Here is a 25,795-nt window from a genome sequence, read left to right as displayed (position 1 = left end):
TCAGTCCTGTTTTGAAGCGATGTAATCCCGGTAAGCCCTGATCATCTCCTCATATTCCTCATCAGTCAGGTAAACCTGGTTGGGATTCATCTGCGGGATGCCGTTCCAATCGAGTTTTCCCTCTTTTTTCGGCACCACATGTACATGCAGGTGCTTCACCGTGTCCCCATACATGCCGCAGTTGATTTTATCGGCCGCAAACAGGTTTGACGCGGCTTTCGTCACGAGGCACAGATCCGCGATAAAGTCCTCCTGTTCCTGCCTTGTCAGCTCAAATAGCTCCTCCGCATGGCGCTTTAGAACCAGCACCACCCGCCCGCGGTAGCTCTGTTCCTTGAACAGATAGAGGATAGTGGTCTTCAGTTCACAGATCTTCAGAGTAAAGCTTTCAAGCTTTTCCCCCTTTTCGCAGTAAAGGCAATTCAAAATAATCCCTCCTGTCATCTTGTGAGGTATCCGCCGTCCACCGGGATGACCGCGCCATGCACATAGTCGGACGCCGGGGAGGCCAGATACACCGCGGTTCCCATCAGATCGTCCGGATCCCCCCAATCCCCGGCAGGCAGCCGGGAAATGATCGAATCGTTGCGGCCCTTGTCGGCCATGATCGGCTTGGCAAGGTTGGTGCTGATCCAGCCGGGCGCGATCGCATTGACATTGATACCGTATTCACCCGCTTCGCTTGCCATCGCTTTGGTGATCCCCACCACCGCGTGCTTGGACGCGGTGTAGGCACTGGCACGCACACCGCCCACAAATGAAAGCATCGAGGCAATGTTGATGATCTTCCCCCGCGATCCCTGCTTACGGAACTGGTTGAGCGCCGCCTGGGAAAGGAAATAGACCACCTTTTGATTGAGCTGCGCGGTGCGGTCCCAATCCTCCTGAGAAAAATCAAAGATCGTGCCCCTGGGGCAGATGCCCGCGTCGTTGACCAGGATATCCAGCCGGCCGCAATGTTCCACCGCCCGCGGGATGATCCCGCTTACCTGGGACATATCGGTCAGGTCGGCCTGTATCCCATAAAACTGCCCGCCGATTTTCCGGATTCTGTTTTCCAGCTCATCGGGCTGATGGGAATGGTAAACGCCCACGATCGACGCGCCCGCCTGGGCCAATCCCCAGGCGATCCCGCGTCCGATCCCGGTGGCGGAGCCGGTGACCACCGCCACCTTTCCTTCCAATGAAAAACGGTCCATAAACATGGTTTTTCCCCCTAATAGAGCGGTTTTATTTGACCTGTGTCATTGGCACGACGTCCATGTCGGGGAATTCCTGATTTTCACCAGCCATGGCCCAGATGAAGTCGTAGCAGCAGGTCCCGACGCCAAAGTGCATCTGCCAGGCGGCCGAGACGATCGCCTGTTCGTTCCGGATGACAATGTGGCGGCTTTCCTCCGGTTCTCCGATCACTTCGATATAGAAATCGTTCTCCGGGATTTTATAGTACATGAAACATTCCACCCGGCGTTTATGGGTGTGGGTGGGCAGGGTATTCCATACGCTGCCCGGCTGGACCGAGTTGATCCCCATCATGAGCTGACAGCTTTTGACGCCGTCCTTGTGGATGTATTTTTTGACGATCCGTTCGCTGGCCCCTTCTTTCGAGCCGCAGGGATTGTTTGAAACCATGTCCGCGGTAATTTTGACGGTTGGATACTTTTTGAACGCCAGCGCGCTGGTGATGTAAAACTTGGCGGGATTTTCCGGGTCCGCGCTTTGGAAGGAGACCTCTTTGGTTTCGCAGCCGATATACATCCCTTCCTCAAAGCCGACCGCAAAACTTTCGCCGTCCGCCGTAACCGTCCCTGCTCCGCCGATGTTGATGAGACCCAGCTCGCGTGTCCTCAGGAAATATTCCTGCCGGATTTCATCCGCGGGCTCCAGTTTGATCTCCTTATGGACAGGCATGATCCCGCCCAGGATGAACCGTTCGTCAAAGGAATAGGTGAGCGCCGCCTCATCCGGGGCAAAAACCTTCTCGATCAGGATGCGGTCCCGCATTTCGCGGGTGTTCAGGGTTTTCAGTTCGAACGGGGAAATGCTGTACTTGATTTCCATACGGGTTCCTCCTCATTTTCCGATGTCTGGTCTTATGTGGCGTACAGATGATATTTACAGGAGCCCGAGCTGGGTCAGCCGGGCCTTGATTTTCCCTTTTTCCTCCGCGGTGGCCGGGATGAACGGGCTGCGCGGATAACAGGTGAGGATACCGCGGATCTCCAGCATGGCGTAGATAGCGAGCTGGGTGGATCGGGCCAGGTACATGATATCCCGCACCTCATTGATCATAAACTGGGTTTTGCGGCATTCTTCATAGCGTCCCTCCATCCCTTCGGTCCACATCTTTTTGCAGATTTCCGGGAAAGCGTTGCCCAGCCCCGGAATGAACGCCTCGGTACCCAGCACACGTGACTGCAGCCACATGGCCTCTGTGCCGGAGGCGACGTCAAACCGTTCGTCCTTGAGGGTACGGATATAATTCGCGTGCGCCATGATATCAAAGGTGGCGTCCTTGATGCCGCTGACCCCCGCCTCTTCTTTCAGACGGCGGATGAGCGGCAGCTCCATCAGGTAGCCCTGGAAACTCACATTGTTGTAGACATATACCGGCAGTTCCGGGCCTGCGGCCGCCACAATTTCTTTATAAAACTGGCAGATGCTGTCCGCGTTGTGTTTATAATAGAATGGTCCCACCGCGGACACTGCGGCAACGCCCAGGCTTTTGGCATGGGATGCCAGATCCGCCGCCGTTTTGGAGTCGGCGGTGCCCACATGGACAATGACCGGAATCCTGCCGTCCACCGTATCCATCACCACTTCGGCGATCTTTTTGCGTTCGTCCGGCTGGAGCAGCGCTGTGGAGCCGTACGAGCCGGTGATGAACAGGCCGTCGACCTGTTCTTTCAAAAAGCGCACCAGCGTGACGAGTCCTTCGTAATCCACCTCGCCATTTTCCAAAAACGGTGTGATCATTGGGGGGATGACCCCTTTCATACGATACATGCTAATTCCCTCTTTCTTCTTTATCATTCAGGATCCTGGCTGCCGCCGCGATGGCGCCCTTGACCGTCAGTTCCGCGATTGCCTTCTGGTCGTAGATGCTCTGCACCTGCACCTGTTGGCCAAAATATGTATGGATCAGATAGGTATACAGCCTGCAGCGGGATTCGTGCCCAAACAGGATATATCTTTTTGCGTCATAGCCCTGGTTTTTGAATTCCCGGAAGGCCTTCATATCGTCCACCGCGATAGCCGCGTCCACAAAAAGCCTGCGTTCGTCGCTGTCGGTTTTGAGCAGCACCTGCATGAACCGCGGCATGAGCATCGTGCGCACAAAGCCCGCGTTCTCCACACAGTCCCGCGCGATTTCCACCAGCTCTTCAAAGGAGTATCCTCCCGGCTCCTCCCCGCCGCAGGCGACGATGCTTTTTCCCACATTTGTGGAATTTTTGAGCGCTTCAAAAATCTGGCCGCTCATGCTGGTGAGGCTGCTGGCGATCCTTCCGCCGGCATCAATGTGGATCAGTTTGGTGTGGGAGGAAAGCACCACGATATTCACTGGGAGCTCGGGATTCATCTCCGTGAGGATTCCCATGCACTGGACCTCCTCCCCGCGCATGAAATCCACCCTCCGCAGGTCGGCGGCGGTGGCGTTATCCCCATAGTCGTTGCGCACTCCCCGGATGAAGCAGACCGGCACGCCGATATCCAGCACCGCCGGATCATTGACAACCTCAACCTGTCCGGACAGCTCCGCAAGTCCGCAGGGCGCCACCAGGTGCGGGATCTCCATGAGCCCAATCTCCGAGGTGATCATGCCGGAAGCAATGGCGAAACGCACCTGCTTCCCATCGATCCCATGCTCCTGCAAAACGGAGCGGTAAAGTTCCTCCACGCCGGTTTTCAGCGTTTCGCGGGAACCGGTGATGGAGGTGTCCCGCACCCCCACCTTTTTGGCCCCCTGGGCGATCATCTTCTGTCGGTCATCCAGCAGAAAGATCCGGGTATTCGTGGTTCCGCAGTCGATCACGGCAAACATACGCTAACCCTCTCCTTTTCATCTTTCCAAAAGTGTCTTGTTGACAAGGTTCTTTGGCGGGTTGCCGGAAAGCACCCGAACCACCTCTTCACCCACCATTCGTTGCAGGGTCAGCGTGGCGTCCTCACTGTACCAGGCGGCATGCGGCGTCACAATCACATTCGGCATCGAAAGCAGCGGGCTTTGCGGCGCAATCGGTTCGCGTTCCAGCACGTCCAGGCCGGCCGCCGCGATCTTCTTTTCCTGAAGCGCCCGGATGAGCGCCTGTTCATCCACCACCGCGCCGCGCGCGGTATTGACGAGGATGGCACCCGGCTTCATCCGGCCGAACTGCGCGTCGCCAAACATGTGCCGGGTTGTATCATTGAGCGGGCAATGGATAGAAATGTAGTCGGATTCTTCCAGCAGCGTATCCAGATCCACCGGGGTCACGCCCAGATCCCTGGCCGCCTGCGCGTTCACATAGGGGTCATAGCAGAGCATCTTCACGCCGAAGCCCCGCATTTTTTCCGCCACCATCACCGGGATGCGCCCGAATCCCACCAATCCCAGGGTCTTCCCACGCATTCGGAAAAGCGGTTTGACCGTGGTATAATCCCAGCGGCCGGCCTTCACCGCATCCGCCATGGGAATGAGCATCTTGCTCAGCGCGAGCAGCAGGGTGACCGCGTGGTTGGAAACCTCATCAATCCCATAGTCCGGCACATTCGCCACATAGATCCCCCTCGCGGTGGCCGCATCCACATCGATGTTGTCCACCCCGATGGCATACCGGACGATCAGCTTGCAGCGCTCCATGGCATCGATGACCCTTTTGGTGATCGGAGCGAACTGGACGACCACCGCATCCGCGTCCCGCACCAGATCCACCAGCGTTTCCTCATCCTTGCACTGGTACTCACACAGGGTGAGTCCGGGGAGTTTTGCAAACTCCGCCTTCTCCATACAGAGGGATTCGTACCAGTAATCAGTAATGACAACCTTCATCACGCACCTCCATTAGTTTCATTGTATAAAACTAAGTTTTATTATTATCCTAAAAATTAAATACATCATCAGCCGCGTGTTCTGTCAGCGGTATTCTCCTTCATAGCCGAAGTCCCTGGAAATTTTGCATCCCACACTTTTGACGAGTTCCACCGAATCCCGGATGACTTCATCTGTGAACATCTCCCGGAAGCCGCCGATGCTCACGCCCGCGATCATCTTGCCGCTGATATCGTAAATGGGGGCGCTGATGCTGTAAATATAGGCTTCATGCTCACAGTCACAGAAATCCACATTGTTTTCCCGCGCCGCCGCAATCAGGGCATCCAGTTCCTCACGCGCGGTGACGGTCGTCGGGGTAAAGCGTTTCAGCTCCACATGCTCAAAATAATATTCCAGCTTTTCCGGGCTCAGGTGCGCCAGGAAGAGCCGTCCGATCCCGGTGCAGTAAGCGGGCATAATCCCGCCCACATTAGAGCGAAACCGCGGCCAGACAATTTCCTTGTCCGGATAGACCTTCGCTATGATCACCACCGACTCCTGCTCCATCACGCCCAGATGGATGACCATATCGGTTTTGTTGGCAATGGCGTGCAGATAGGGTTTGGAAATTTTGCTGATATCCATCGAATAGTAGGCGCAGTTGCCCAGCTTGAAAACCGAGAGTCCGAGAGAATATTCCTTCGTGCGTTCGTCATATTTGATGAAATCGTTCTGCCGCAATGTATAAAGGATGCGCAGCACACTGCTCTTGTTGAGTCCCGAAAGGCTGCTGACCTCAATAAGGGTCATTTTGGAATGGTTTGCATCAAACAGCTTGAGGATTTTCAATGCCCGATCCACTGCGGCAATCGTATAATCGTTATCCATGATGTTTCCTCTATGTCGTTATTGTTAGTTTTATGTAATAAAATTATATTTCATTTTTCTTTAGCCCCATCTTAACATACCGAATTTTTCGGCGCAACCACATTTATCTGAAAAAAGGCCGGAAAGTAAAAAATTTGGCATTTCCGTCTTTTTTCCTGTTTTCATTAGACATTTATTATAAAATTCAGTTTTATTGTGCGCAACAAACTGGTTATAAGCACTTGATTGGCATTGTGAGGCCCGAAAGTCAACGCATTTGCGGAAAAGAAAAAAGGCTGCGCCGTTTTATGCGGCGCAGCCTTTTCCTTTTATACAATACATCAAAAATTCTCCGGCTCAGAGCAGTCCCACCTCGTGTTCCCGGTTCTTTTTGCAGTAAGCGCAGGACAGGTGATACCCGCATCCGGGGGAAGGGTGGCTGCATTCAGACAGGCTTTCCGGCTCGCCCGCGATCGGGCGCCCCCGGCACCATTTCACCGCGTCGGCCAGCTTTTGCAGCTCCCCCGCTTCGCCCCACGCCTGGAACAGGGTTCCGCCCTCCGCGCCAAAAATCCCTCCGCGCCCGATGACCTCCGCCTGCACGCCGGCCAGCATCCGGATCGCGGTGAGTTCGGTGACCAGTTCCCCATAGACCGGGAACAGTCCGCAGGCCATCCCCATCGCGGCATCAATCCCCTTGCGGCGGGCCGCCCGGATGGCATCCTGCACGCTGCCGGGGATCAGCTTTTCGAGCCCGGCCGCGATGATCACCCGAAATCCTTCCGCTGTCATCGCGGAAACTGCCTTCCCGCACCGGTTCCCACCTGGGCTCCCGGCCAGCATGGCGGCTCCGCCCGCGCTGTCGATCAGGTTCGCGCCGGTGACCAGAATGTCCTCCGGTCCCAATTCGAGAAGCGCGTCGTCCACTGTCCCGTCCAGATTGACCGCCCGCCCTTCCGACCAGAGCAGGGTATGCGGCGCGTTTGTGTCCTTTTTCGCGGAAACCGCGCCGCGCGGAGTCATCCGGCCGCAGATGCGCAGTTTCTGCTCTGGGTCAAGGATTTCAGAAAGGCAGGAGACCGTGGTCCCGCCTTTGAGGGCCAGTTTGCCGTATTGGAAGGCATGGCGCACCGCCTCCATCCGGCTGATCGCCTGCGCAATCAGCCATTTTCCATCGTTCACCGTGAGAAAAAACTGGATATAGGTCATTTTTTCGCCTGTCCTCCATTTACAATTGAAATTCTCCATTCCGCAGCACCGTCATTCCATCAAGCGACAGCGTGGGGCGCAGGATTACGCCGTCCAGATGGCATCCCGCCTTCACGGTGCCGCCGAACGAAAGATTGGTCCCGAACGCCAGATGCACGGTGCCATAAACCTTTTCGTCCTCCAGGACGATCCCACAGAGGGCCGCCTTTTCATTCGTGCCGATCCCAAGCTCGCAGAGGGTGCCGTTCTGTTCGTTCTCGAAAAGCACCGCAAGCTTCTCCGCGCCCTGACCGGAAATTTCACGAAGCCTGCCTTTTTCCACCGTGATGGTAAGCGGGCTGTCGAGCTTTCCGATTCCTACCATCGATCCGTCGATCTCCATTGTCCCGTCCGAACCGTCCTCAAGCGGCGCGATATACGCTTCGCCCGACGGCAGGTTCCCGCTTTCTCCCGCATTGCGGTAGATCCCGGTGCTGGGAATCCCGTTCCGGCCGCCGAGCGCCAAAGTCAAGGTGCGGCCGTTTTTCTCAAGCACCGCCCGCTCCGCGCGGGTCAGCAATTCGGTCAGCCGCACCGTGAGCTCCCGCACCCGCGCGTAATCGGCCGTGATCGCGCCCTCCCGGAACATCTTTTCGGTGATGCCGGGCATGGTCGCCACCCGCGCGCCGGACTTGACCGCTTCAATGCGGGCCGCCGTGTGGGTGATCGACTGGGCGGTCGGGCAGACCACCGGCGCGGGCGGCGTTACAGCAAGCGCGGCCTCGGCGCCCAGCGCGCACGCCGCCCGGTAGAGCGCCTGCCCGATTGGGAGTTTCTCGTCGTCGGTGACGATCAGCACCGGTTCCCCGGGCTTTACCCCCATGTTATTTTCCAACACCTTTTTTGCAGCATCAAATAGGTCCACGTTTTCCTTCCTTTCCAGAGAAAGCCGGAACGGGTCAATTCCCCGCCCCGGCTTTTTCAGTCTGTCATCTCAGCAAGCACCCGCGCGAGCAGCGTGCGCGGCAGAATCACCGGCAGCCCGGTCAACGCGCGCAGCCGCTCCTTCATCTCCCGGCTGTAGCCAATGCAGTCGAGCACACAGATCTGCGCACCCGCCTCCACAAGCCGCGCGGCGGCATCCTCCAACCCGGCGGCCCCTTCATACGGGTTTGCGCTGACCGCGGTCACCTTTTTGGCGACCGCGCCCCAGTTTTCCCGGCACTGTGCGAGCTGCCCCGCGTCGGGATTCACCACCCCGATATGCTCCGCCAGATGCGGCGCCACGCCGTAAAGCAGCCTCTGCGGGAAGATGAGCGGCACCTGTGAACAAAAGACGTCTGGAAACTTCCCGGTACAGAGCAGCACAATGAGCTCCACGCCCTGCTTTTGCAGCGCGTCAATCCTGTGCTGTACGATGGGGAGGATTTTTCCTTCCCCCATCCGGACCCAGCCTCCGTCCCGCAGGCGGGAAACCAGCAGCTCCTCTCCAGCCGTTGGGGCAAGCGCCGCGATTTCGTCCTTTGTCAGGCCGTCCAACACCCCCGACTGTAAAAAGGTCACGCCGTCCAGCAGCGCTTCCATCTCCGGAACCACATCGTCACGCGGGGACTGCCCGATAGTAATCGCCCCGATCAATTTCCGCATAGGTGTCTCACACTTCCCCCTGCGTCCTGAAATGGGACATTGGGCCATATTTTCTGACGATCCGGGCATATTCCGCCTCGTCATAGAACGCGCATTTTCCGCGGCCAAAGGCCTTTGCCACCTCCAGCGCGAAACGCGCCGCCGCTTCCACATCGGCGCAATGGGTCGCTCCGGTGGCGCAGCCTGGCACCATCATCTGAGTCGTAATCGCAACTCCCACCACCGGCGCGCTGGTCGCGGTGCAGGGCTGCATCACGCTGTTAAGATGATAAAGGCCATTCCCATAGGGGGTGATATCCTGCTGGGTGATTGCAAACACCTGCGGCGGCCTGCCGGTGACCGTTTGCATCACATCGAGCAGCGGCTCGCTCACCCGCAGGATATAGCCGTCCTTCACGGTCGGGGAAATCGCAAATCCATTATGGTTGATGATCCGGTTGCCCTTGGTGGTGTCGATCGAGAGGATCGCATCCATCCCATCCTCCACCTCCATGGCGTTCATATCCGCCATGTCCACCGGGGAACCCATAAACGGGACCGGCTCATGCGGCTGGGTGGGCGCGTCCGGACAGATATGCGTGCAGACGACGACATCCCCTTCGAGAAAGTCGCCCTTGTTCTGCATATCGAGAAGTTTCGATGCAACGGAAAGCGCTGCCAGCGCGCCGTCTCCGTCCGAAACAAAGCCGGTCATCTCCGGACGCGCGCCCAGTCCGCCGAGCCGGCCCAGAATTCCGATGGTTGGCGCGGGGCCGCCCTTCACCCTCCCATTGCTGCCGGGGATGCACACCCGAACAAAATCGGTCGCATGGTCTTCATGCGCCATCCGCTTGACCACAACCTGCTGTGCGCCCAGCCTTTCCAGATACGCTTTCGCACCTTCGCCCGACGCGTCCGCCCGGTCCAGCAGGTCAAATACTTCTATCACTTGCCTGGTTAGCATGGGGTTCCTCCCTTTCCGCCCGCGGGCGGCGCCGGTTATCCACCGGGCCGCGTGCGGATGTTCATTTTATCGGATGCCGCCGCCGGCATTCATAAAAGGCAAACAGCCCTTCCGCCATCACAGGGTCTATCACAGGGATGCCGCAGTGCCGTTCCAGCCGGGCTGACGCACCGATGGTGCTCAGCCCGGTACAGGCCAGCGCGATCGATCCGGCGCCCGCTTCCCGCAATTTCACAGCATGTGCAAAGACGCTTGCCTCGCCGTCTGGCGTCATCAGATCAAGGGTCGAGCTGACGCCCACGGGCCTGCCGAGATTCAAAAGCCCTTCTCCTAAAATCTCCACATACGGGTCCGGCACGTAGTCGGTGATCCCCAAAATCCCCGCGCGTCCACCGCAGCGCCGCGCGATTGCCGCCACCGAAGAGCCCGCGCCCACCACTGGGATATCCATCTCCGCGCGCAGCTCGGTGATGCCCGGGTCATCGGCACAGCTCACCACCAGCACATCGATCCCGGAAAACAGCTTCGCGGTCTCAAGGATCTTGGGGATGGCCACCGCCTTGCTTTCGGGATCATGGATACCCATCGGCTGATCCGGGATACAGCGGGACTCGGTCTCCAGCATGGGAAAGTACCGTTCGATCAGCTCCCCGTGCAGCTTCATCAACACAGGGTCATGCTGGGTCACCACGCGGATGACCCCGACTCTCCATCTTTTCTCCATACAGGCCTCCCTCAGCCGAGGTAGTCGGTGATCGCGCCGATATACACCTTCGCCGCGTTGATCACGTCCTGCACGTCAACCGTTTCGTTATAGGCGTGCACGCCTTCCAGATTGGCGGGGCCGTACTGCAGGGTCGGGATGCCCGCGTAGCGGAAGAAGCGCGCGTCGCTGCTGGCCCACTGATAGGTGCGGTTGAGCGGTTCTCCCCAAACCTCCTGCACGTTCTGCGCAACTGCCTCTACAATCTCCGCCTTCTGGTCGGTGCAGTTTGGCTCGCTCTTCCAGCCAAAGCTGTATTCGACCCCGTCCACACCCGCTTCCTTTATGATAAGCAGCAGCTTTTCCTCCACCATTTCACTGGTGACACCGAGCGGGATGCGCACATCCACCTCGGCGTATGCAGAATCCGGCACCATGTTCACTTTGGTGCCGCCGCTGATCTTTCCGATGTTGACCGAGCAGTGGTTGAGCACATGCTGCGCGCCGGGCGCGGTGAGCAGCCGCTTGGCCATTGCGCGGGACTCCTCCATCACCCGCGCGACCTCGTCGTCGTAGCGCGGCACGATCTCCCGGATCTGTTCAATGCGGTTTAAAATCCGCATCAGCTTCACAATCGCATTATCCCCGACAAAGGGGGAAAGGCTCCCATGCGCGGGCGTGCCCGAAACCGAAAGCTGAATCCAGCAGCTTCCTTTCTGCCCAATCTCGCAGTTGAAGTAACCGGTCGGCTCCGCGATCAGGCAGGCGTCTCCGGTGACTGCCCCGCTTTCCACCAGCCATTTGGTTCCCCACGCGCCGCTGACCTCCTCATCCGGGACGACGGTGAGCAGCAGTTCGCCGCCAAGGTCGGCCTTTTCTTCCGCGAGCAGCCCCATGACAAACAAAAGCCCCGCCAGGCCGCACTTCATGTCGGAAGTGCCCCGGCCCAGAATTTTGCCGTCGCGGATTTCGCCGCAGAAGGGATCAAAGTCCCATTTTTCCAGATTGCCCACCGGCACCACATCCGAGTGTCCGTTCAGCAGCAGGCGCCTTCCGCCCGGTCGTCCCATGCGCGCCACAATATTGGGCGTTTGAGGCGTTGGACGCAGAATTTCACAAGCGATCCCATGCGCCTTCAGGTAGTCGCAGATGAATGCGGTGACCGCTTCCATCTCCCCGGGCGGGTTCACGCTCGGAATCCGGATCAGCTGCTGGCAAAGCTCCAGAAGTTGATCTTTCTTGCTCTCCACAAGTTCCCGCAACTGTTTTTTCTCCATACCGCAAGCACCATTCCTTTCGCAAGGGCAGCTAAAATTTTTGCCCTGCGGGCCGAAACGCTTTCCGGCCCGCAGAGGCAGGTTTTCCATTTAGGGATGCGCGGGATTGATTACCCGCTATTTTGTCTTGTTGGTTTTCCAGTTGAAGAGCCCCGGGAACGCCTTGATCAGCGCCGCGAAGATGATAAACTGGAAGATCGAATAGAGGACCGCGTACCAGGCCAGGGTGAACGGCCAGGTCGGATAGAATGGATACAGCTTGAGCAGCGTCGCGTTGCCCCAGGTGAACATGACCTGTTCCACAAAGAACTGGAGCAGGAAGGTCAGGATGCCGAAAACAATCCAGCGTTTCTTGGTGTCCTCAATTTTCAAAATGACATGCGTCCAGATAAACGCCCAGTAAATACCCTTGATCGGCTGCGCCCAGAGGTCTACAATCGGCGTGCCGGAAGGGATGCCACGCGCGATGCCTACAATCGCGCCCACGACCGGCCCGCCTGCCATGCCTGCCAGGCAGGGCATCAGCGCGCCCGGATCCATGACCAGCGGGGGCACCAGGGGAACCGCGATCCCCAGCGCGCGGAATGCGAACGCCGCGCCACCAAAGGCCGCCGCAAGGCCGATTTGGTTCGAGGTTAAAAAGGGTTTCCTGGTCTTTACATCCAATTTGTTCTCTGCCATATACTACCATCCTTTCAGCGCTGTGCCGGCTCTGCCGTTTCCGGCCCGCCACAGCTTAAACTATTGGGCCTTGGATTTCCGTTTGGAAAGGATTATTCGCCGGGTTTCTCCTCAATTTCCTCTTTTTTACCGTCCTTCTTATGGGTCACCCGATAAGCGTACCATCCGAGCAGCACGAGGATCACCACCAGCGCAATCCAGTTCCACGGGAACAGGTCTGCCAGAAGTTTCGCGCCTTTCTGGTAAAACTGCCTGAACGCGACAAAGAACACAAATAATGCCGCAAGTCCTACCAAACCCAACTTTGCCTTTTTGTCCATGCTTTACACCTCACTTTAAGATTCAATGTCTTTAAGGGCAATCAGGCCAACAGGTCGTAGACAAACCTTGTGCCAAACCAGCCCTTACCAATACTGAAATAGGCGACCACTGCAAACGCCGCTAGCATAATCGCAATCACCGCGAAATCGCGGCCTTTAAACCGGATTTCATTGCGGTAGGTGCGGTTCACCGGGTCATAGGTAAATCCGCGCGCTTCGATCGCACGGGCGATTTCACGCCCCTTCATAATGGAAATGAACAGTCCTGGGACGATGACCGGGATATACGCCTTCACCTTTTTGTAGGGGTTTTTGCTTTCAAAATTCGCGCCGCGGGATTTCTGCGCCTCGATGACCGTGCTGATTTCTTTTTTCAGCACCGGGATATAGGAAAACGCAATCCCGATCGCGATCGACGCCTCCGGCGGGATGCGCGCCTTGTTGAGCGCGAGCACGATATCTCCGGTAGGGGTCACTGTTGTGATCAGGTCCGCGATCCAGATGAACAGGATGAACCGCAGCCCGTTTCCAAAGCCGGTCAGGATGCCGGTCATGGTGATCGGGATCGTCTGATTTGGGAGCAGGTAGAAAAAGACCTGTTCATTCGGGAGCGGCGTCGCAAACGGGAAGTTTAAAAGGAAAAAGAGGATAAACGCCAGCAGGAGCGGCTTTGTGATCCGTTTGACCTCCTTGTGGCTGATGCCGGAAACCCGGTACATGGCATAGGCGCCCGCCATCATAACGATGGTCAAAAACGGGTCCATCACCATAACCCCGACAAAAATCAGGATCAATAGCAGGAGCATCTTGGTCCGCGGGTCCAGGCTGTATAAAAAGGACTTTTCCACCGCTTTATTCATTACGCATGCACCCCCGCCGTTTCAAATGTAAGTTCTGAGAGCAGCTGCATCGCTTCCTCCACATTGATCGCCGTCGGGCTTGTGATCCCGGCCTGCTGCAAAAGGCGGGTCACCTGCGGGGATTCCAGATTGGACGAATTGAGCAGCTTTTCCTGTGCAAACACATCGCGCGGGGATCCCTGCGCAATAACGGTACCGTTATGCATCACGATGATCCGGTCGGAGTATTCCGCGGCGATGCTCATATCGTGGGTGATGACTACGATGGTCTTGTGCAGCTCCTTGTTGAGCCATTTCACCATGTCCATCATCTCATGGCTCTGGCGCGGGTCCTGCCCGGTCGTCGGCTCGTCGACTATCAGAACGTCCGGCTCCATCGCGAGGATCGCCGCCACCGCGATCTGCTGACGCTGGCCCTTGCTCAGGTTGTAGGGGTTCTGGTCAAACAGGTCGTCAATGTGCAGCATTTTCCCGACCTCGCCCACCGTCTTGTCAATCTTTTCCTGCGGCCAGCCAAGGTTCTTTGGCCCGTAACAGATCTCATCGCGCACCACCGACGAGAAGATCTGGTGGTCCGGGTTCTGGAAGCAGTAACCCACCTTCTGGGACAGCCCCGCCACCGTGGTGTCGCGCGTTTCGGTGCCGAAAACCTTCACGCTTCCGCCCGTCGGTTTGAGCAGTCCGTTGAAATGCTTGACAATGGTGGTCTTGCCGGAGCCGTTCTGCCCTACGATCGACAAAAACTCCCCTTCATAAATGTCCATATCAATGCCGTGCAGCACCTCCACCTCGGAATTGTAGCCGAAGCGCAGGCCGCGCACCTCAATGACCGGCTTTTCATACCGGGCTGGCTCGGGAAAGCCCTCGCCCACCGTGTCAAGCCGCTCCTGCGGAAGCTTTCCTGGAAGCGCTCCGGAAAGCTCCGCAACCGCTTTTGCAAGGTTGGTCGTAAGCGCCAGATCCGCCTTCCCGGCGTCTTTGAGCCGGTTAAAGACCTGGATGATCTGCGGAGCCGCCACTCCGATTTCCATCAATTCTCGGTAATGGGTCAGCACCTGTTCCGGTTTACCGTCAAAGACGATCCGCCCTTTATCCATGACGACCAGCCGGTCGACCATGTCGATAATCTTTTCAAGCTTGTGCTCCACGATGATGGCGGTCTTATTTTTATCACCAGTCACCTTCTTGATCAGGCTGAACACCAGGTCACTGCCGAGCGGGTCGAGGTTTGAAGTCGGTTCATCCAGTATGTAAATCTCCGGCTCCATCGCCAGCACAGCCGCGTATGCGACCGACTGCTGCTGCCCTCCGGAAAGTGCCTGGGGCGGCCGGTCGATCAGGTGCCGCATGTTGACGTATCCGATATACCGGTCGATCAGGGCGTTGATCTCCTCCACCGGAAGGCCCCGGTTTTCCGGACCGAAAGCGATCTCATCGCCCACCGTGGGGCAGGTGAGCTGCCCGCTCGGGTCCTGAAAGAGCATGCCGGAAATGAAGGCCATCTGCCCAACTGAATATTCCGAAAGGTCTGCCCCTTTGATGCTCACCGTCCCTTTCACCTCGCCGCCATAGGATTCGGGGATCATACGGTTGAGCATCGAGCAAAGGGTGGTTTTCCCCGCCCCGGACGGGCCGGTGATCAGCACGATTTCCCCTTCATTGATCGAAAGGGACACGTCCCTCACCGCCGGCGTGTCCACCCCCGGATAGGTGTAGGACACATGGTCAAAGCGTATCAGTTCGTTACCCATAGTCTCTATCTCCTCGCCTTTGTGGAGTAGGCGGAAAATCCCGCCTGAAAAAATAATGGCGCTGCCAGGGAATTTCCCTGCAGCGTCATTACTGCTTCCAGTATCAAAACGCCCAGGCCGTCATGCGGGAAATCATGCAGTATGCATAATCTTCTCCAAAAAAACCATACCGCGCATGGTTTTCCGTTTCCTAGAAAGCAACCGTCTTTGCCATGGATTCTCATCTTTCAAAAAGGACAAAAATACGTCTGTGGGCAAAACCAAATTGCAGGAAAATCGCCTAAAATCAAGAGTTTTCCATTAACTCACTTCCGATTTGGGCAGCCGCGTTTTCCTTGATACCATATTGTTTGGATTTATTATATCATTTTCCAAAATTCCTGTCCATGTTCAGGACGAACAGAAAGAGGCCGAAGCGGGTGTGCAACAAGCACACCCGCTTCGGCCTCTTGAACATTTGATAAACCCTATAAATACGGACGCATTCGCAGCGCCAGCCCCAAGTCCATCAGCTGTTCGCTGCGGGACAGGTCATATCCAGTCACCGCTTCTATCCGCCGGATGCGCGCGAGCAGCGTATTGCGATGCAAAAACAGCTCCTGCGCTGTCTGGGTTCGCACCCCCATATTGCGGACCAAAGCTTCCAGTGTCCGGACCAGCTCGGTCCCGTTCGCCCGATCGTACGCCACCAGCTTCTGGGCGGTGTTTCCCACGAACTTCTCAAAATAGTTCTTATCCGCACAATGCATCAGTGCCTGTTCAAGCCGCGCATGCTCGATATACACGGTCCGCAGCCCGCCTCTGCGGCCGATCCGGATCGCATCGGTTGCCTCCTCATACGCGGCCCAGAGGTCCATATAGCAGGACACCTGCGTCGAAATCCCGGCGGTCGTTTCGATACCGAGCTTCATCTGCACCTGTTGCACGGTCAGTTTTGTTGCCTCGATCAGTTGGACCGCCTGCGCCCCCGCGCACAGACAAGAGAAACTGTCGCTTTTGGAAATCACCATGCAGGGGGCCCCTGACGCGTTCATCACAGCCTGGATTTCATCCACCACCTGCTGTTTGAGAAGCAGGATGTCCAGCTCGGTCCGGTCCTGGGCCAATTTTTCAAATCCGTTGATATCAAAGACCGCCAGGGAAAACGGCGGGTTCGGCCAGCCGAGATACCGGGCGCGACAGCGGACTTCTTCCTCGCTTTTCACGTTGCGCATGATGATGTCGATAAAGCAGTTGTTATCCATCAGGCTCATGCGCTGATTGAGCGCTTCCAGCTTGGAAAATTCCAGCGCGGTGACCGTGACCGCGTGATCCAGTACCACCATATGCATCTCATCGAAAGTGTTCTTTGGGCAAAAGATAAAAATATAACTGCAGACATTATTTTTGAACCGGGCCTTGCGCGCGACGAGGCGCCCTTCGCCCAAAGGCTTTTCCACAACATCCTCGCTGAAATCCGTACACTCAGCCCAGGCGAGGATTTCCGGCAGAATCTGATGGAAATCACCCCGGAGCGCGGCGCCTTCCGGGGCAGCCGCGGATATTTTCAAATCCCGGTCGGTGATGACCACCGGCATTGAAAGCAGCCGGTGGAGCATATCCGCCACCGCGTCCAGCCCGCCGCCACTCAGCTCCAGCTCGGTAAACTGATCGTGGATCGTCTTTGAAAATTCCAACCGCACGTTCTGCGCGTCCATAATCGCGCGCATCAGCGGCATCATCAGCTCCACGAACGGCATCGCGTCCGGCACTTCGATGAGCGGCAGTCCATACCGGTCAGCCAGCGCGAGCGCCTCCTCCGGAAGCGCGCCGAAAAACCGCGTTTTGATCGCAATCCCCGCCGACTGCGCGTTGTGGAGAGCTTCAATCAGTTTGAGCAGCGCGCCGGTGTCCTGCCGGAGCACATACCCGGTGGTCAGCAGCAGCTCCTTTTTTTTGAGCCAGGTGGAGATGTCCGGAATCTCCATTGAGTCCACACAGGCAATCTCCCGGCACAGCCCCTTTTCGCCCGCTACCAGCCGGCATTCCCTCATCCGCTCCAACTGCAGCGCTTCCCGAACGGTAATCGCCATTTTCCATCCCTCCGCCTCTGCATTGGACGGCGCAAACCGACCGCCCAGCCTTTAAAAAAGCATAGCACAATCGAAACCGGCATGCAAGCGAATTCCCGCCTGCACGCCGGTTTTGCGTTTACTGCCTCTGCCCGGAGAAGATCTCCCCAAAGCGGTTGAGAGGGAAAGGGGTGCAGGCCAGCGGCCGCACCGCGATTGACATGAGCAGAGCGGGGTTATCGTCCGCCGCGATCCGGTTCGAGTGCAGCGCGCCGCAAAGGCGGCACCGGTGAATAACCGCCCATTCCCCATCCTTTCGCACCCAAACGCTCACAGGGTCCATGATTCCGCCGCACAGCGACGAGCGGTCTCCCGGCTCGTCGTCAACGTGGATGCTCGAAAGGCAGTGCGGGCAATGGTTGCGGTGCCTGCTTCCCGCGCCCTCCGGCGTGATAAGCTCCCCACAGACCTTGCAGGGGAAACTTTCGGTACATGCGGCCTTGCGGTAGTCCGGCCCCGCCGCCGGACGAGACGCATTGCCCCCCAGCTTCCGCCAGGCTTCATACCGTTCTCGGCAAACACGTTTTTCGCGAACCGCCGCGCGCACCGCGCATCCGTCCTCATGGGTGTGCGTACAGTTCCCAAAAGCACAGTCCGAAAGCAGACCGGCAATCTCCGGGAACACGGTATCCAGTTCCCGCCCAGCGACCCCCGTAAGCGCGAAATCCCGAAAGCCGGGCGTATCAATAAGCCGCGTCCCGTCCAAGCCCGGAATCAGAACGCTTGTACTGGTTCCCGCAGGCGCCGCGGAGGGAGGCTCTTGCCCGCTCAGGGCGGACAAAAGCAGCCTGACAAGGGTGGTTTTCCCACTGCCAGGGCCGCCGGCAAGAAGGACGGTTTTGCCGCGCACCGCCCGCAGCAGAGTATTCCGTTCATTCGCAAACGGACCCGCGCAGACAAAATCCGCTGCGGCCCGGTAAGGCTCCAGCCGTTCCTGCAAGAGAGCCTGCGCGCTTTCTCCAATACAGTCCCACTTGCTGACATAAAGCCCGAACCGCACGCCGGCCCGCCCGGCGGCAATGGCGGCGGCCTCTGGGAATCCGGCCTGTTTGAGCAGGCAGTCCGCTGGAATCACAGCCAGCAACAGCTGTACATTTGCCGCCATCAGGATTTCCTTTCCCTGCGCGCGCCGGTCTCCGCGGAATACCGCGCCCTGCCGCGCCAGAACCTGCGTCAGCCTATATTGGCCGCCTTCCACCGGCTCCAGCGCCACACGGTCGCCCACGGCCAGCGCGTTTCGATCCGCCGCCAGTATGCCGGGAAGCTGACAGGAAACCTGCCGCCCGTCCAGCAGGATCTGCGCCTGTTTATGTTGGATGGCCGCGGCAACGGCCTCTATCGGTTGAATGGTTGTTTGCTTCTTTTTCAATGTTTGGTTCCTCCCGGAATCTTTCAAGGGTTTCACCCGCCTGTTTTCATCCCCATTATAAGGCCGGTTTCCCACCGCAGGCAACCTCGAAAACAGTTCTGTAAAAAGAATGCGCCATGCGGCGGCTGCCGCATGGCGCATGGTTATTGGCCGGTTTTCTGGCTTGCAAGAATCCGCTGGATGCTCTTGGGCGACAGGTAGTAGGCCTCTGAAAGCTCCGCGACCGACATCCCGGCGCGGTAGCATCCGTATATTTCCCGGTTTCTGGAACGGGTCAGTTCCCGGCTTTTTGTCCTTTCGCCCCAGGGCTTGCGGTTTTCCTCTTTCCTTGGGACATAGAGATATCCGCCGTCGACATAGCTTTGGATCTTGTCGAGCAGCTCTTTTGGCAGCACGTCGGCTGCTTTAACATAGCGCATAATGCTCCTCCGAATTTTGAGATTCATGAATGAGCAAAGGCTATCGAATTTTCCGTTTTCAGACACATGCGATAGCCTTTGCTATGCGCAAACGACCGAATTACAGTTAACAAAATAAGATTTCATGAAAATAATACTCCTCTCAATATACAAAAAGCCCGTGGAAAACACGCCGCACCCCGAAACGTGCAGAATCCTTCCCACAGGCAGAAAATCCAAATAAAAACGCGCAGGAAAAACCTCCTGCGCAGCCGGATTTTACAAATTGAAGCAGTCTGTCAGGCGTGTTCCGAAAAAGGCAACAGAAACAAAGGGGCAATCCCCCTTTGGCGGCGCCTTTTCAACGATATTCAGTTGAACATCACGAAAACAGACAGGACAGACATCAAGACACTTCTTTCAAATATTTTTTTCATTTTAGCATCCCGGCCCGGATCTGTCAAGCGCGAAGGCAACCGTCCCGGGCGGGCCGCAGCGTAAAGGTCCCGCAGGCACAGCGGCATGGAACCGGATATCCGGCGGGAAACAGACAAGGCCTGATTCGCCAGAAAACCGCGCCAGGAGACTGCCTTATCTGCCGGGAAAATAAAGCCGTATGGAGAAAATCCCATCCGCATTCTCACTTTGAAACCATCCGCCATGGTCCCGGACAATTTTTTCACAGGTTCGCAGCCCCAGTCCGGTGCTTTGCGCGCGGCCCGCAGTTTTACGCGCGGCATTCTCCAGAAGGAGCAGCAGTCCCCCATCCTGTATCCTGCAGCGGATTTTCACCGGACGGGATGGGTCCGCATATTTCCGGATGTTGGAGAGCAGATTGTCAATCACCCGCCGGAACTGATCGACATTGACCAGAAGCGTGCAGTTTTCTTTTGGCAGCTCCCACTGCGGGGTGAATCCCTGACTTTCCAATTCAAACAGCCCCTCCCCGACCGTCTGCTGCAAAAGTTCGACCGCATCCGCCTGCTCAAGTTCCAGCGATTCGGGCGTTTTTCCATAGACCAGGAAGTATTCGAACAGCTTATCGGAAAGTTCTTTGATCTGGAGGGCCTTCTGACGGCTGCTGGAAAGGAACCGGCGGCATTCCTTTTCGTCTGTATATTTTCCATGCTCCAATATCTCCAGATACCCAATCAATGCGGTGAGCGGTGTGCGCAGGTCGTGCGACATGGCGGTAACCAGCTCGTGATTTGCCTGCCGGGCGGCTTCCTCACTCTCCCGCCGCTCGATCACAGCACGGCGCATATCATTGATCCCACAGGCCAGCTCGCGCAGTTCATCCCCGCCGCATTCGGTCACCTCGTAGCCGAGATCCCCGCCTTCAAGGATTTTGAGTTCCCGCGCCAGCAGCCCAATATAGGCTGTCTTTCGGCCAATCAGCACCGCCATCAGCAGGATAAATGCCAAAAATGCCAAAAGCCCCGAACCGACCGCAGCCAGGTTATAATACCGCAGCTCAAAAAAGCAGATAACCTGCGCCTGCGCGGCGCCATCCGCAAAGAAGATTGTGTGGTAATTGTACCATGGATAATAAGCGACATCCCAGCCGTACGCGTCGGACTCCATCTCCACGGGAACGGTGGAATCATAAACAAGCCGTCCATTTTGCGTGAGAATCAGGTTCACATAGCGTTCCCGGCCGGCCCATTTGTCAAGGCTCTCCCGGTCACCAAGCGAAATCTCCCCGCTGGAAACGAACGACTGCAACCGGGTGATGCAGGCTTCTTCCTGCCGCTCCTGGAAGGTTTCCGACAGGATAAAGGTTTCAATTGCCCGTTCAGCAACCCAGCGGCATCCAAAAAAGGCCCCAACAGCCACGGCAAGGGAAATCAGCACGCCTGCCAACAGTTCCCATCCCAGACGGCTTTTCCAGACTGGCTTATTCAATGCGGTACCCCTTTCCCCAGACGTTTTTGATATAACGGGGATTTTGCGGATCATCCTCCAGCTTTTTGCGCAGATTGCGGATATGCACCATGACCGTGTTGCTGCAGGTATAAAAATAAGGCTCTTCCCAGACGCTTTCATAGAGGTTCTGAGCGGTAAAGATCTTACGGCGGTTGCCCGCGAGCAGCAGCAGAATGCGATACTCCAAATCGGTAAGCTGGATTTCCGCGCCGTTCTTGATGACTTCATTATAGTCGGTGCGGATCAGAAGGCCGGGCAATTCGATCACCTTTCCGCCGGATACCGTCTCCTTACCGCGATAGACGCAGTAGCGCCGCAGCATCGCCTTGACACGGGCGGTCAATTCCGCATAGGAAAACGGCTTGACCAGATAATCATCCCCGCCGGCCGAAAAGCCCACCGTCTTATCCGAGTCCTTCCCCTTGGCCGTCAGAAACAGGATGGGCGCGGTGAATTTCTTGCGGATCTCCGCACAGGCAGAGATCCCTGACCGCTGCGGCATCATCACGTCAAGAATCACAAGGTCGACCGACGCATCCATCTTTTCCACCGCTTCATCTCCGTCCGCGGCCTCCTCCACCAGAAAGCCCTCGCTTTCCAGAAGAATGCGCACCACTTCACGGATTTCCGGATCGTCGTCCGCGAACAGGATCTTCTGCCTGTCCATACCGCCACCTCCTGTTTTACGCTTGTGAACCGGCTCTGCGCCGGATTTTCCAAATTCATCATAGCATGCCTTTCCTCGGTTTGCCAGCGGACGGGCCTGGATTTCAGAATTCTTAAGATTTTCCATAGGCATTTCTTAGGAATCACACGGTAGGATGAAAGGCATGACAAAGGAGGCGATCCCATGACGGATGATGTGGCCATCGAGGTGCGTGGCCTTCGCAAGGAATATCATGTGGGGGACGAGGTTGTTGTGGCGCTGCACCGCATCGACCTGCGAATCCTGCGGGGGGAAATCTGCTGTATCTTCGGCACCTCCGGCTCCGGCAAAAGTACCCTGCTGAATCAATTGGCGGGTATGGAAAAACCCACCCGCGGCGGCGTAAAAATCGGCGGCGTCTCGATTTCCGCACTGGATGAAGACCTGCTGGCTGCGTTTCGCCAACGAAATATTGGTTTTATCTTCCAGTCCTATAACCTGCTGCCCACCCTGACCGCCGCTGAAAACGTTGCGCTGCCGCTGGTATTCCGCGGCGTGGACCAGCGGGTGCGCGAGCAGGCTGCCGTGAGCATCCTCAAAAAAGTGGGGCTCGCCCACCGGCTGGACCATTATCCTGCCCAGATGTCCGGCGGACAGCAGCAGCGGGCGGGAATCGCCCGCGCATTCGTAGCAAAGCCAAAGATTGTCTTTGCGGATGAACCGACTGGGAACCTGGACACCAAAACCACGGCTGAGATCATGGGAATGATGACCGCGTTCGCCAAACGTTACCGGCAGACAATCGTGCTGGTCACCCACGATCCCGAAATGGCGCGGTATGCCGACCGCATTGTCACCCTGATTGACGGAAGAATCGTCAGCGACACGAAAGGAGAACGAAACACATGAATCTCAAACGATACGCCGCCGCGTTTCTTGCGGCAGCCTGTGTCCTCTTCGCGGGCTTTCCCGTGTGCGCGGCGGACAGCCGGCCGAACAGCGACTATCTGACCGTAACCGGTTATTCCTTTTATAAGTCAGCCACCGGCAAACCGATGGAGCGGGTCAAAAAAGACGACCGCATCACCGTGGAAGCAACCGTGAAGCAGTCGCAACTCACCACGGACCAGGCCGGGAAAATCCGAGTCTCGGCGTCATCGGAAAGTTTCCGCATCGGCAAGGACAGCAAAGTTTCCGCCGAGGTGACCTCTAACGGGCAGGAACCCCTTGCCCTGAAGCTTCTGTTCTCTGACATCATCTACAAGGGCACCGGCGACACGCTGCGGTTTAAGCTGAGCTACAGCGGCTCCACACAACCGGATTACGGGACCGTCCGCATCTTTGAATGCGTGGAGTACCAAAAGCCCCAGAAAGAAAATAACGGCAAGGACGAGGACGGCAAGCCCAAAAAGACCACCCACTACGGCGCACCGGTCATTCTCATCACCCGACAGGAATTTGACCGCCCTGTGCAGCCTGGCGAAACCTTTCAACTGACCGTCCGCTTACAGAACACCAGCACCCAGCTTTCCGCGGCGAATCTCATCGCGACATTTGAACCCTCGGAGGGGCTCACGCTGCTGGAAAGCGGGGCCTCCCAGTATCTGCGTACCCTGCGTCCGCGAAAAACCGAGGAGCTGACCGTGCGGCTGCGCGCAAATAAGGAACTCCAAAGCCCATCCCAACAGCTGGGCGTATCGCTCAAATACGACTATGTGGAAAATGATGAGCGGGCGTCTTCCACAGCAGCGGAAAGGCTGCCGATCCCATTTGATGAATCCGTGACCGGAAAAAGCGGCATGCCAACCCCAAACCTGATTGTCAGCCGCTATGACTACGGAAAAAAGGTGGCGGTGGGCGATTCCTTCGACCTGGCGCTGGAATTTCGCAACACCAGCCCGGATACGCCGGTTGAGAACATTGTCCTGTCGCTTGACACCAGTGACGGCCTTTCGATCTCGGACGGCTCAAACACCTTTTACTTCCCGGCGCTTGCGGCAGGCGGGACCCTTTCCCAGACCGTCCACGTCCAAGCCATCCCGCAGGAAAAGCAGGAATCCCCCAAGATCGACCTCGCATTTAAATACGAATATCTGGATGGGGCCAAACGGGTCCCTGCCACGGCCAGCGAAAAAATTGCCATCCCGGTCGTTCAGCCCGACCGTTTCCAGGTGGCTCAGCCGTCCCTTCCGGAAGCCGTGGTCCAGGGTGAGGAAGCAACCGTCTCGCTTCCCTATGTCAACAAAGGAAAAAGCCAGGTTTATAATGTGGAGGCCGAGATGGAAGGCACAAACATGAGCCTGCTCGAAGCTCACCAGAACCTGGGAAACTTTGAAGCGGGCAAGAGCGGAACGATTGATTTTATCATAACCCCACAGGAACCCGGCGAAGTAACCGGGAAGATCACTGTCAGCTATGAGGACGCCAACATGAAGGTGCAGAAGCTCACCTTCCCGCTGGCCCTGCAAGTTTCGGAGGCTTTGCCGCAGGAGGATATGACCGAACAGCCGGAGGATATTCCGGCGGGACCGCCAGCCGGCTGGATCTTTTGGACGCTGGGCGGGTTCGGCGTTTTGCTCTCAGCCGGGCTGCTGATCCGGCGCGCGCACCAGAAAAAACGACGGGCAGAAGCGCAGCTGGAAAGCTTCACATGGGAGCCGGAGGACGACACGCAGCTCACAGCTGGGGAAAGGGATGGCAAAGATGAAACGCAGTGACCTCATCCGCATGTGCGTGAAAAATCTCTTCCGGCACCGGGCGCGTACCATGCTGACCATCCTGGGCGTGGTGGTGGGCTGCTGCGCAATTGTCATCATGATCTCCATCGGTGTGGGGATGAAGGAATCCCAGGAAAAAATGCTCTCGGAGATGGGGGATCTTACCATCATCACCGTAACCCCTGCCGGGAAAGGGAAAAGCAGCCCGCGGCTTGACAGCCGCGCGGTACAAAAAATCAAGCAGCTTTCCCAGGTTGAGGTGGCCTCACCCAAGCTGACAGCGGAAAATGTGCCCCTCCAGCTCTATGCAGGCCAAAACCGTCGGTATATCAGCACCTGGCTGGAAGTGGTCGGCCTTGCCCCGGAGGCGCTGGAAGCGCTCGGCTACCAGCTCACCGAGGGGGAATACCTCGGCAAACAGGCGTTCGCCGTCCTGGTGGGGCAGGATTTTGAATACGGCTTTGCGGATACAAAGCGGCCGGAAGACCGCAACACGGTGGATCTTTATGGCGGCATGTTTCTGGCGGAAGATCCATCCGGCGCCGCGGAAAGCCCGCAAAAGCCCACCCCTTTTTTCAGTGCGGAAAAGACGCCGCTCGAGCTGGAAACCGGCGATGAGAAGAAATCCAACCAGAAGCTCACCTTTTCCGGCCGGATGAAGGAGGATTACGGAAAGGGCTTTGAGACTTCTCAGGGCGTGGTCATGCGCATTCAGGATCTGGAGCAGCTGCTGGATCAGGCCCGCAGGGCCGCCGGAAAGAAAGCGGATACAAAAAAAGGCTTCCAGACGGTGCTGGTAAAGGTGCGCTCTATTCAGGATGTGGAACCGGTGGAAAAAGCCATCAAGGAGATGGGCTTCCGCACCAGCTCGATGGAGAGCATCCGCAAACCGATGGAAAAGGAGGCCCGTCAGAAACAGATGATGCTGGGGGGGCTGGGCGCCATCTCATTATTGGTCGCGGCGCTCGGCATCACCAACACGATGATCATGTCCATCACCGAACGCACCCGCGAAATCGGCGTCATGAAGTCGCTGGGATGCTTTGTCCGGGATGTGCGCTCCGTTTTTCTTTTGGAGGCGGGCCTTATCGGGTTTTCGGGCGGGGTGATCGGTGTGATCCTGAGCCTGCTCATCTCGGCCGCCATGAACCTCTTGGCCAACCGGGCCGCTGTAACTTCCCTGTCCGCTGCGATATCCATCCTGAACGAACAGGGGACGCGCATGTCGGTGATACCGCCTTGGCTGGCGCTGTTTGCACTGCTGTTTTCCGCTCTCATCGGGTTGGGATCCGGCTATTACCCCGCTAACAAAGCGGTTCGCATCCCGGCGCTGGAGGCAATCAAACATGATTGACCACGGCTGTGATCCATCTCCGGTCC

Annotated in this window: 25 protein-coding genes; 3 read left to right on the top strand and 22 right to left on the bottom strand. The window is 57.2% G+C overall.

Going from position 1 to position 25,795, the window contains the following annotated elements; all coding sequences use genetic code 11:
• The 22 genes from BN4275_RS07275 to BN4275_RS07170 all read right to left on the bottom strand — a co-directional run bounded on the left by BN4275_RS07275 (nucleotide 1) and on the right by BN4275_RS07170 (nucleotide 21,719).
• On the bottom strand, nucleotides 1-426 hold the full coding sequence (locus BN4275_RS07275; RefSeq protein ID WP_242863607.1) for an HIT family protein: 426 nt from the start codon (nucleotides 424-426) through the stop codon (nucleotides 1-3).
• Nucleotides 427-440: 14 nt separating this feature from the next.
• Nucleotides 441-1,205, bottom strand: a complete 765-nt coding sequence (locus tag BN4275_RS07270) for an SDR family oxidoreductase (protein ID WP_066456074.1) — start codon at nucleotides 1,203-1,205, stop codon at nucleotides 441-443.
• Between the two features lie 25 nt (nucleotides 1,206-1,230).
• On the bottom strand, nucleotides 1,231-2,061 hold the full coding sequence (gene kduI, locus BN4275_RS07265; protein WP_066456072.1) for a 5-dehydro-4-deoxy-D-glucuronate isomerase: 831 nt from the start codon (nucleotides 2,059-2,061) through the stop codon (nucleotides 1,231-1,233).
• Between the two features lie 54 nt (nucleotides 2,062-2,115).
• Entirely contained in the window at nucleotides 2,116-3,006 is an 891-nt protein-coding gene (locus tag BN4275_RS07260; protein WP_066456071.1) for a dihydrodipicolinate synthase family protein, read from the bottom strand.
• Between the two features lies 1 nt (nucleotide 3,007).
• Entirely contained in the window at nucleotides 3,008-4,042 is a 1,035-nt protein-coding gene (locus BN4275_RS07255; RefSeq protein WP_066456065.1) for a 2-dehydro-3-deoxygalactonokinase, read from the bottom strand.
• Between the two features lie 18 nt (nucleotides 4,043-4,060).
• On the bottom strand, nucleotides 4,061-5,029 hold the full coding sequence (locus BN4275_RS07250) for a C-terminal binding protein (protein WP_066456063.1): 969 nt from the start codon (nucleotides 5,027-5,029) through the stop codon (nucleotides 4,061-4,063).
• 84 nt (nucleotides 5,030-5,113) lie between these two features.
• The gene (locus tag BN4275_RS07245; RefSeq protein WP_066456061.1) at nucleotides 5,114-5,899 is read right to left on the bottom strand and encodes an IclR family transcriptional regulator; all 786 of its coding nucleotides are present in this window, start codon (nucleotides 5,897-5,899) and stop codon (nucleotides 5,114-5,116) included.
• Between the two features lie 336 nt (nucleotides 5,900-6,235).
• Nucleotides 6,236-7,087 (bottom strand): hypothetical protein, encoded by an 852-nt coding sequence (locus BN4275_RS07240; protein ID WP_066456059.1) that lies wholly within the window; start codon nucleotides 7,085-7,087, stop codon nucleotides 6,236-6,238.
• A 19-nt stretch (nucleotides 7,088-7,106) separates the two neighbouring features.
• The gene (locus tag BN4275_RS07235; protein WP_242863606.1) at nucleotides 7,107-7,991 is read right to left on the bottom strand and encodes an aminopeptidase; all 885 of its coding nucleotides are present in this window, start codon (nucleotides 7,989-7,991) and stop codon (nucleotides 7,107-7,109) included.
• Between the two features lie 56 nt (nucleotides 7,992-8,047).
• Entirely contained in the window at nucleotides 8,048-8,713 is a 666-nt protein-coding gene (locus BN4275_RS07230) for an AroM family protein (protein WP_066456056.1), read from the bottom strand.
• A gap of 7 nt (nucleotides 8,714-8,720) precedes the next feature.
• Nucleotides 8,721-9,656, bottom strand: coding sequence for a DUF1177 domain-containing protein (locus BN4275_RS07225; RefSeq protein WP_066456054.1), 936 nt, complete (start codon nucleotides 9,654-9,656; stop codon nucleotides 8,721-8,723).
• A gap of 61 nt (nucleotides 9,657-9,717) precedes the next feature.
• On the bottom strand, nucleotides 9,718-10,380 hold the full coding sequence (locus BN4275_RS07220) for an aspartate/glutamate racemase family protein (protein ID WP_066456052.1): 663 nt from the start codon (nucleotides 10,378-10,380) through the stop codon (nucleotides 9,718-9,720).
• An 11-nt stretch (nucleotides 10,381-10,391) separates the two neighbouring features.
• Nucleotides 10,392-11,636 carry a M20 family metallopeptidase gene (locus tag BN4275_RS07215; RefSeq protein ID WP_066456046.1) on the bottom strand — a complete coding sequence of 415 codons (1,245 nt, stop codon included), beginning with the start codon at nucleotides 11,634-11,636 and terminating at the stop codon, nucleotides 10,392-10,394.
• A gap of 117 nt (nucleotides 11,637-11,753) precedes the next feature.
• Nucleotides 11,754-12,317 (bottom strand): hypothetical protein, encoded by a 564-nt coding sequence (locus tag BN4275_RS07210; protein WP_066456043.1) that lies wholly within the window; start codon nucleotides 12,315-12,317, stop codon nucleotides 11,754-11,756.
• Between the two features lie 92 nt (nucleotides 12,318-12,409).
• Nucleotides 12,410-12,637 (bottom strand): hypothetical protein, encoded by a 228-nt coding sequence (locus BN4275_RS07205; RefSeq protein ID WP_066456041.1) that lies wholly within the window; start codon nucleotides 12,635-12,637, stop codon nucleotides 12,410-12,412.
• 41 nt (nucleotides 12,638-12,678) lie between these two features.
• Nucleotides 12,679-13,497: an energy-coupling factor transporter transmembrane component T family protein gene (locus BN4275_RS07200; RefSeq protein WP_066456039.1), complete on the bottom strand. Its 819-nt coding sequence runs from the start codon at nucleotides 13,495-13,497 to the stop codon at nucleotides 12,679-12,681.
• Nucleotides 13,497-15,248: an ABC transporter ATP-binding protein gene (locus BN4275_RS07195; RefSeq protein WP_066456037.1), complete on the bottom strand. Its 1,752-nt coding sequence runs from the start codon at nucleotides 15,246-15,248 to the stop codon at nucleotides 13,497-13,499. Before BN4275_RS07195 ends, BN4275_RS07200 begins: the two co-directional genes overlap by 1 nt.
• 467 nt (nucleotides 15,249-15,715) lie before the next feature.
• Nucleotides 15,716-17,320 (bottom strand): PucR family transcriptional regulator, encoded by a 1,605-nt coding sequence (locus BN4275_RS07190; RefSeq protein ID WP_066456035.1) that lies wholly within the window; start codon nucleotides 17,318-17,320, stop codon nucleotides 15,716-15,718.
• A gap of 118 nt (nucleotides 17,321-17,438) precedes the next feature.
• The gene (locus tag BN4275_RS07185; protein ID WP_242863604.1) at nucleotides 17,439-18,728 is read right to left on the bottom strand and encodes an RNHCP domain-containing protein; all 1,290 of its coding nucleotides are present in this window, start codon (nucleotides 18,726-18,728) and stop codon (nucleotides 17,439-17,441) included.
• 143 nt (nucleotides 18,729-18,871) lie between these two features.
• Nucleotides 18,872-19,147: a CD3324 family protein gene (locus tag BN4275_RS07180; protein WP_066456033.1), complete on the bottom strand. Its 276-nt coding sequence runs from the start codon at nucleotides 19,145-19,147 to the stop codon at nucleotides 18,872-18,874.
• A gap of 570 nt (nucleotides 19,148-19,717) precedes the next feature.
• The gene (locus BN4275_RS07175) at nucleotides 19,718-21,031 is read right to left on the bottom strand and encodes a HAMP domain-containing sensor histidine kinase (protein ID WP_066456031.1); all 1,314 of its coding nucleotides are present in this window, start codon (nucleotides 21,029-21,031) and stop codon (nucleotides 19,718-19,720) included.
• The gene (locus tag BN4275_RS07170; protein WP_066460266.1) at nucleotides 21,024-21,719 is read right to left on the bottom strand and encodes a response regulator transcription factor; all 696 of its coding nucleotides are present in this window, start codon (nucleotides 21,717-21,719) and stop codon (nucleotides 21,024-21,026) included. Before BN4275_RS07170 ends, BN4275_RS07175 begins: the two co-directional genes overlap by 8 nt.
• 183 nt (nucleotides 21,720-21,902) lie before the next feature.
• Here BN4275_RS07170 and BN4275_RS07165 point away from each other — a divergent pair, with 183 nt between their 5' ends.
• From BN4275_RS07165 to BN4275_RS07155, 3 genes are read left to right on the top strand one after another with little or no spacing between them, the layout of a single operon-like run.
• Nucleotides 21,903-22,607 (top strand): ABC transporter ATP-binding protein, encoded by a 705-nt coding sequence (locus tag BN4275_RS07165; RefSeq protein WP_066456029.1) that lies wholly within the window; start codon nucleotides 21,903-21,905, stop codon nucleotides 22,605-22,607.
• Nucleotides 22,604-24,415 (top strand): COG1361 S-layer family protein, encoded by a 1,812-nt coding sequence (locus BN4275_RS07160; protein WP_066456027.1) that lies wholly within the window; start codon nucleotides 22,604-22,606, stop codon nucleotides 24,413-24,415. Before BN4275_RS07165 ends, BN4275_RS07160 begins: the two co-directional genes overlap by 4 nt.
• Complete coding sequence (locus BN4275_RS07155) at nucleotides 24,402-25,769, top strand: ABC transporter permease (RefSeq protein ID WP_066460264.1); 1,368 nt, start codon at nucleotides 24,402-24,404, stop codon at nucleotides 25,767-25,769. The genes BN4275_RS07160 and BN4275_RS07155 overlap by 14 nt, the downstream gene beginning before the upstream one ends.
• Nucleotides 25,770-25,795 lie beyond the last annotated feature (26 nt).

This window comes from Anaerotruncus rubiinfantis (genome assembly GCF_900078395.1).
GTDB classification, from domain to species: Bacteria; Bacillota; Clostridia; order Oscillospirales; family Ruminococcaceae; genus Anaerotruncus; species Anaerotruncus rubiinfantis.
Note: the sequence above shows the minus strand (reverse complement) of the source record. Positions and strands in the feature narration are given on the sequence as shown.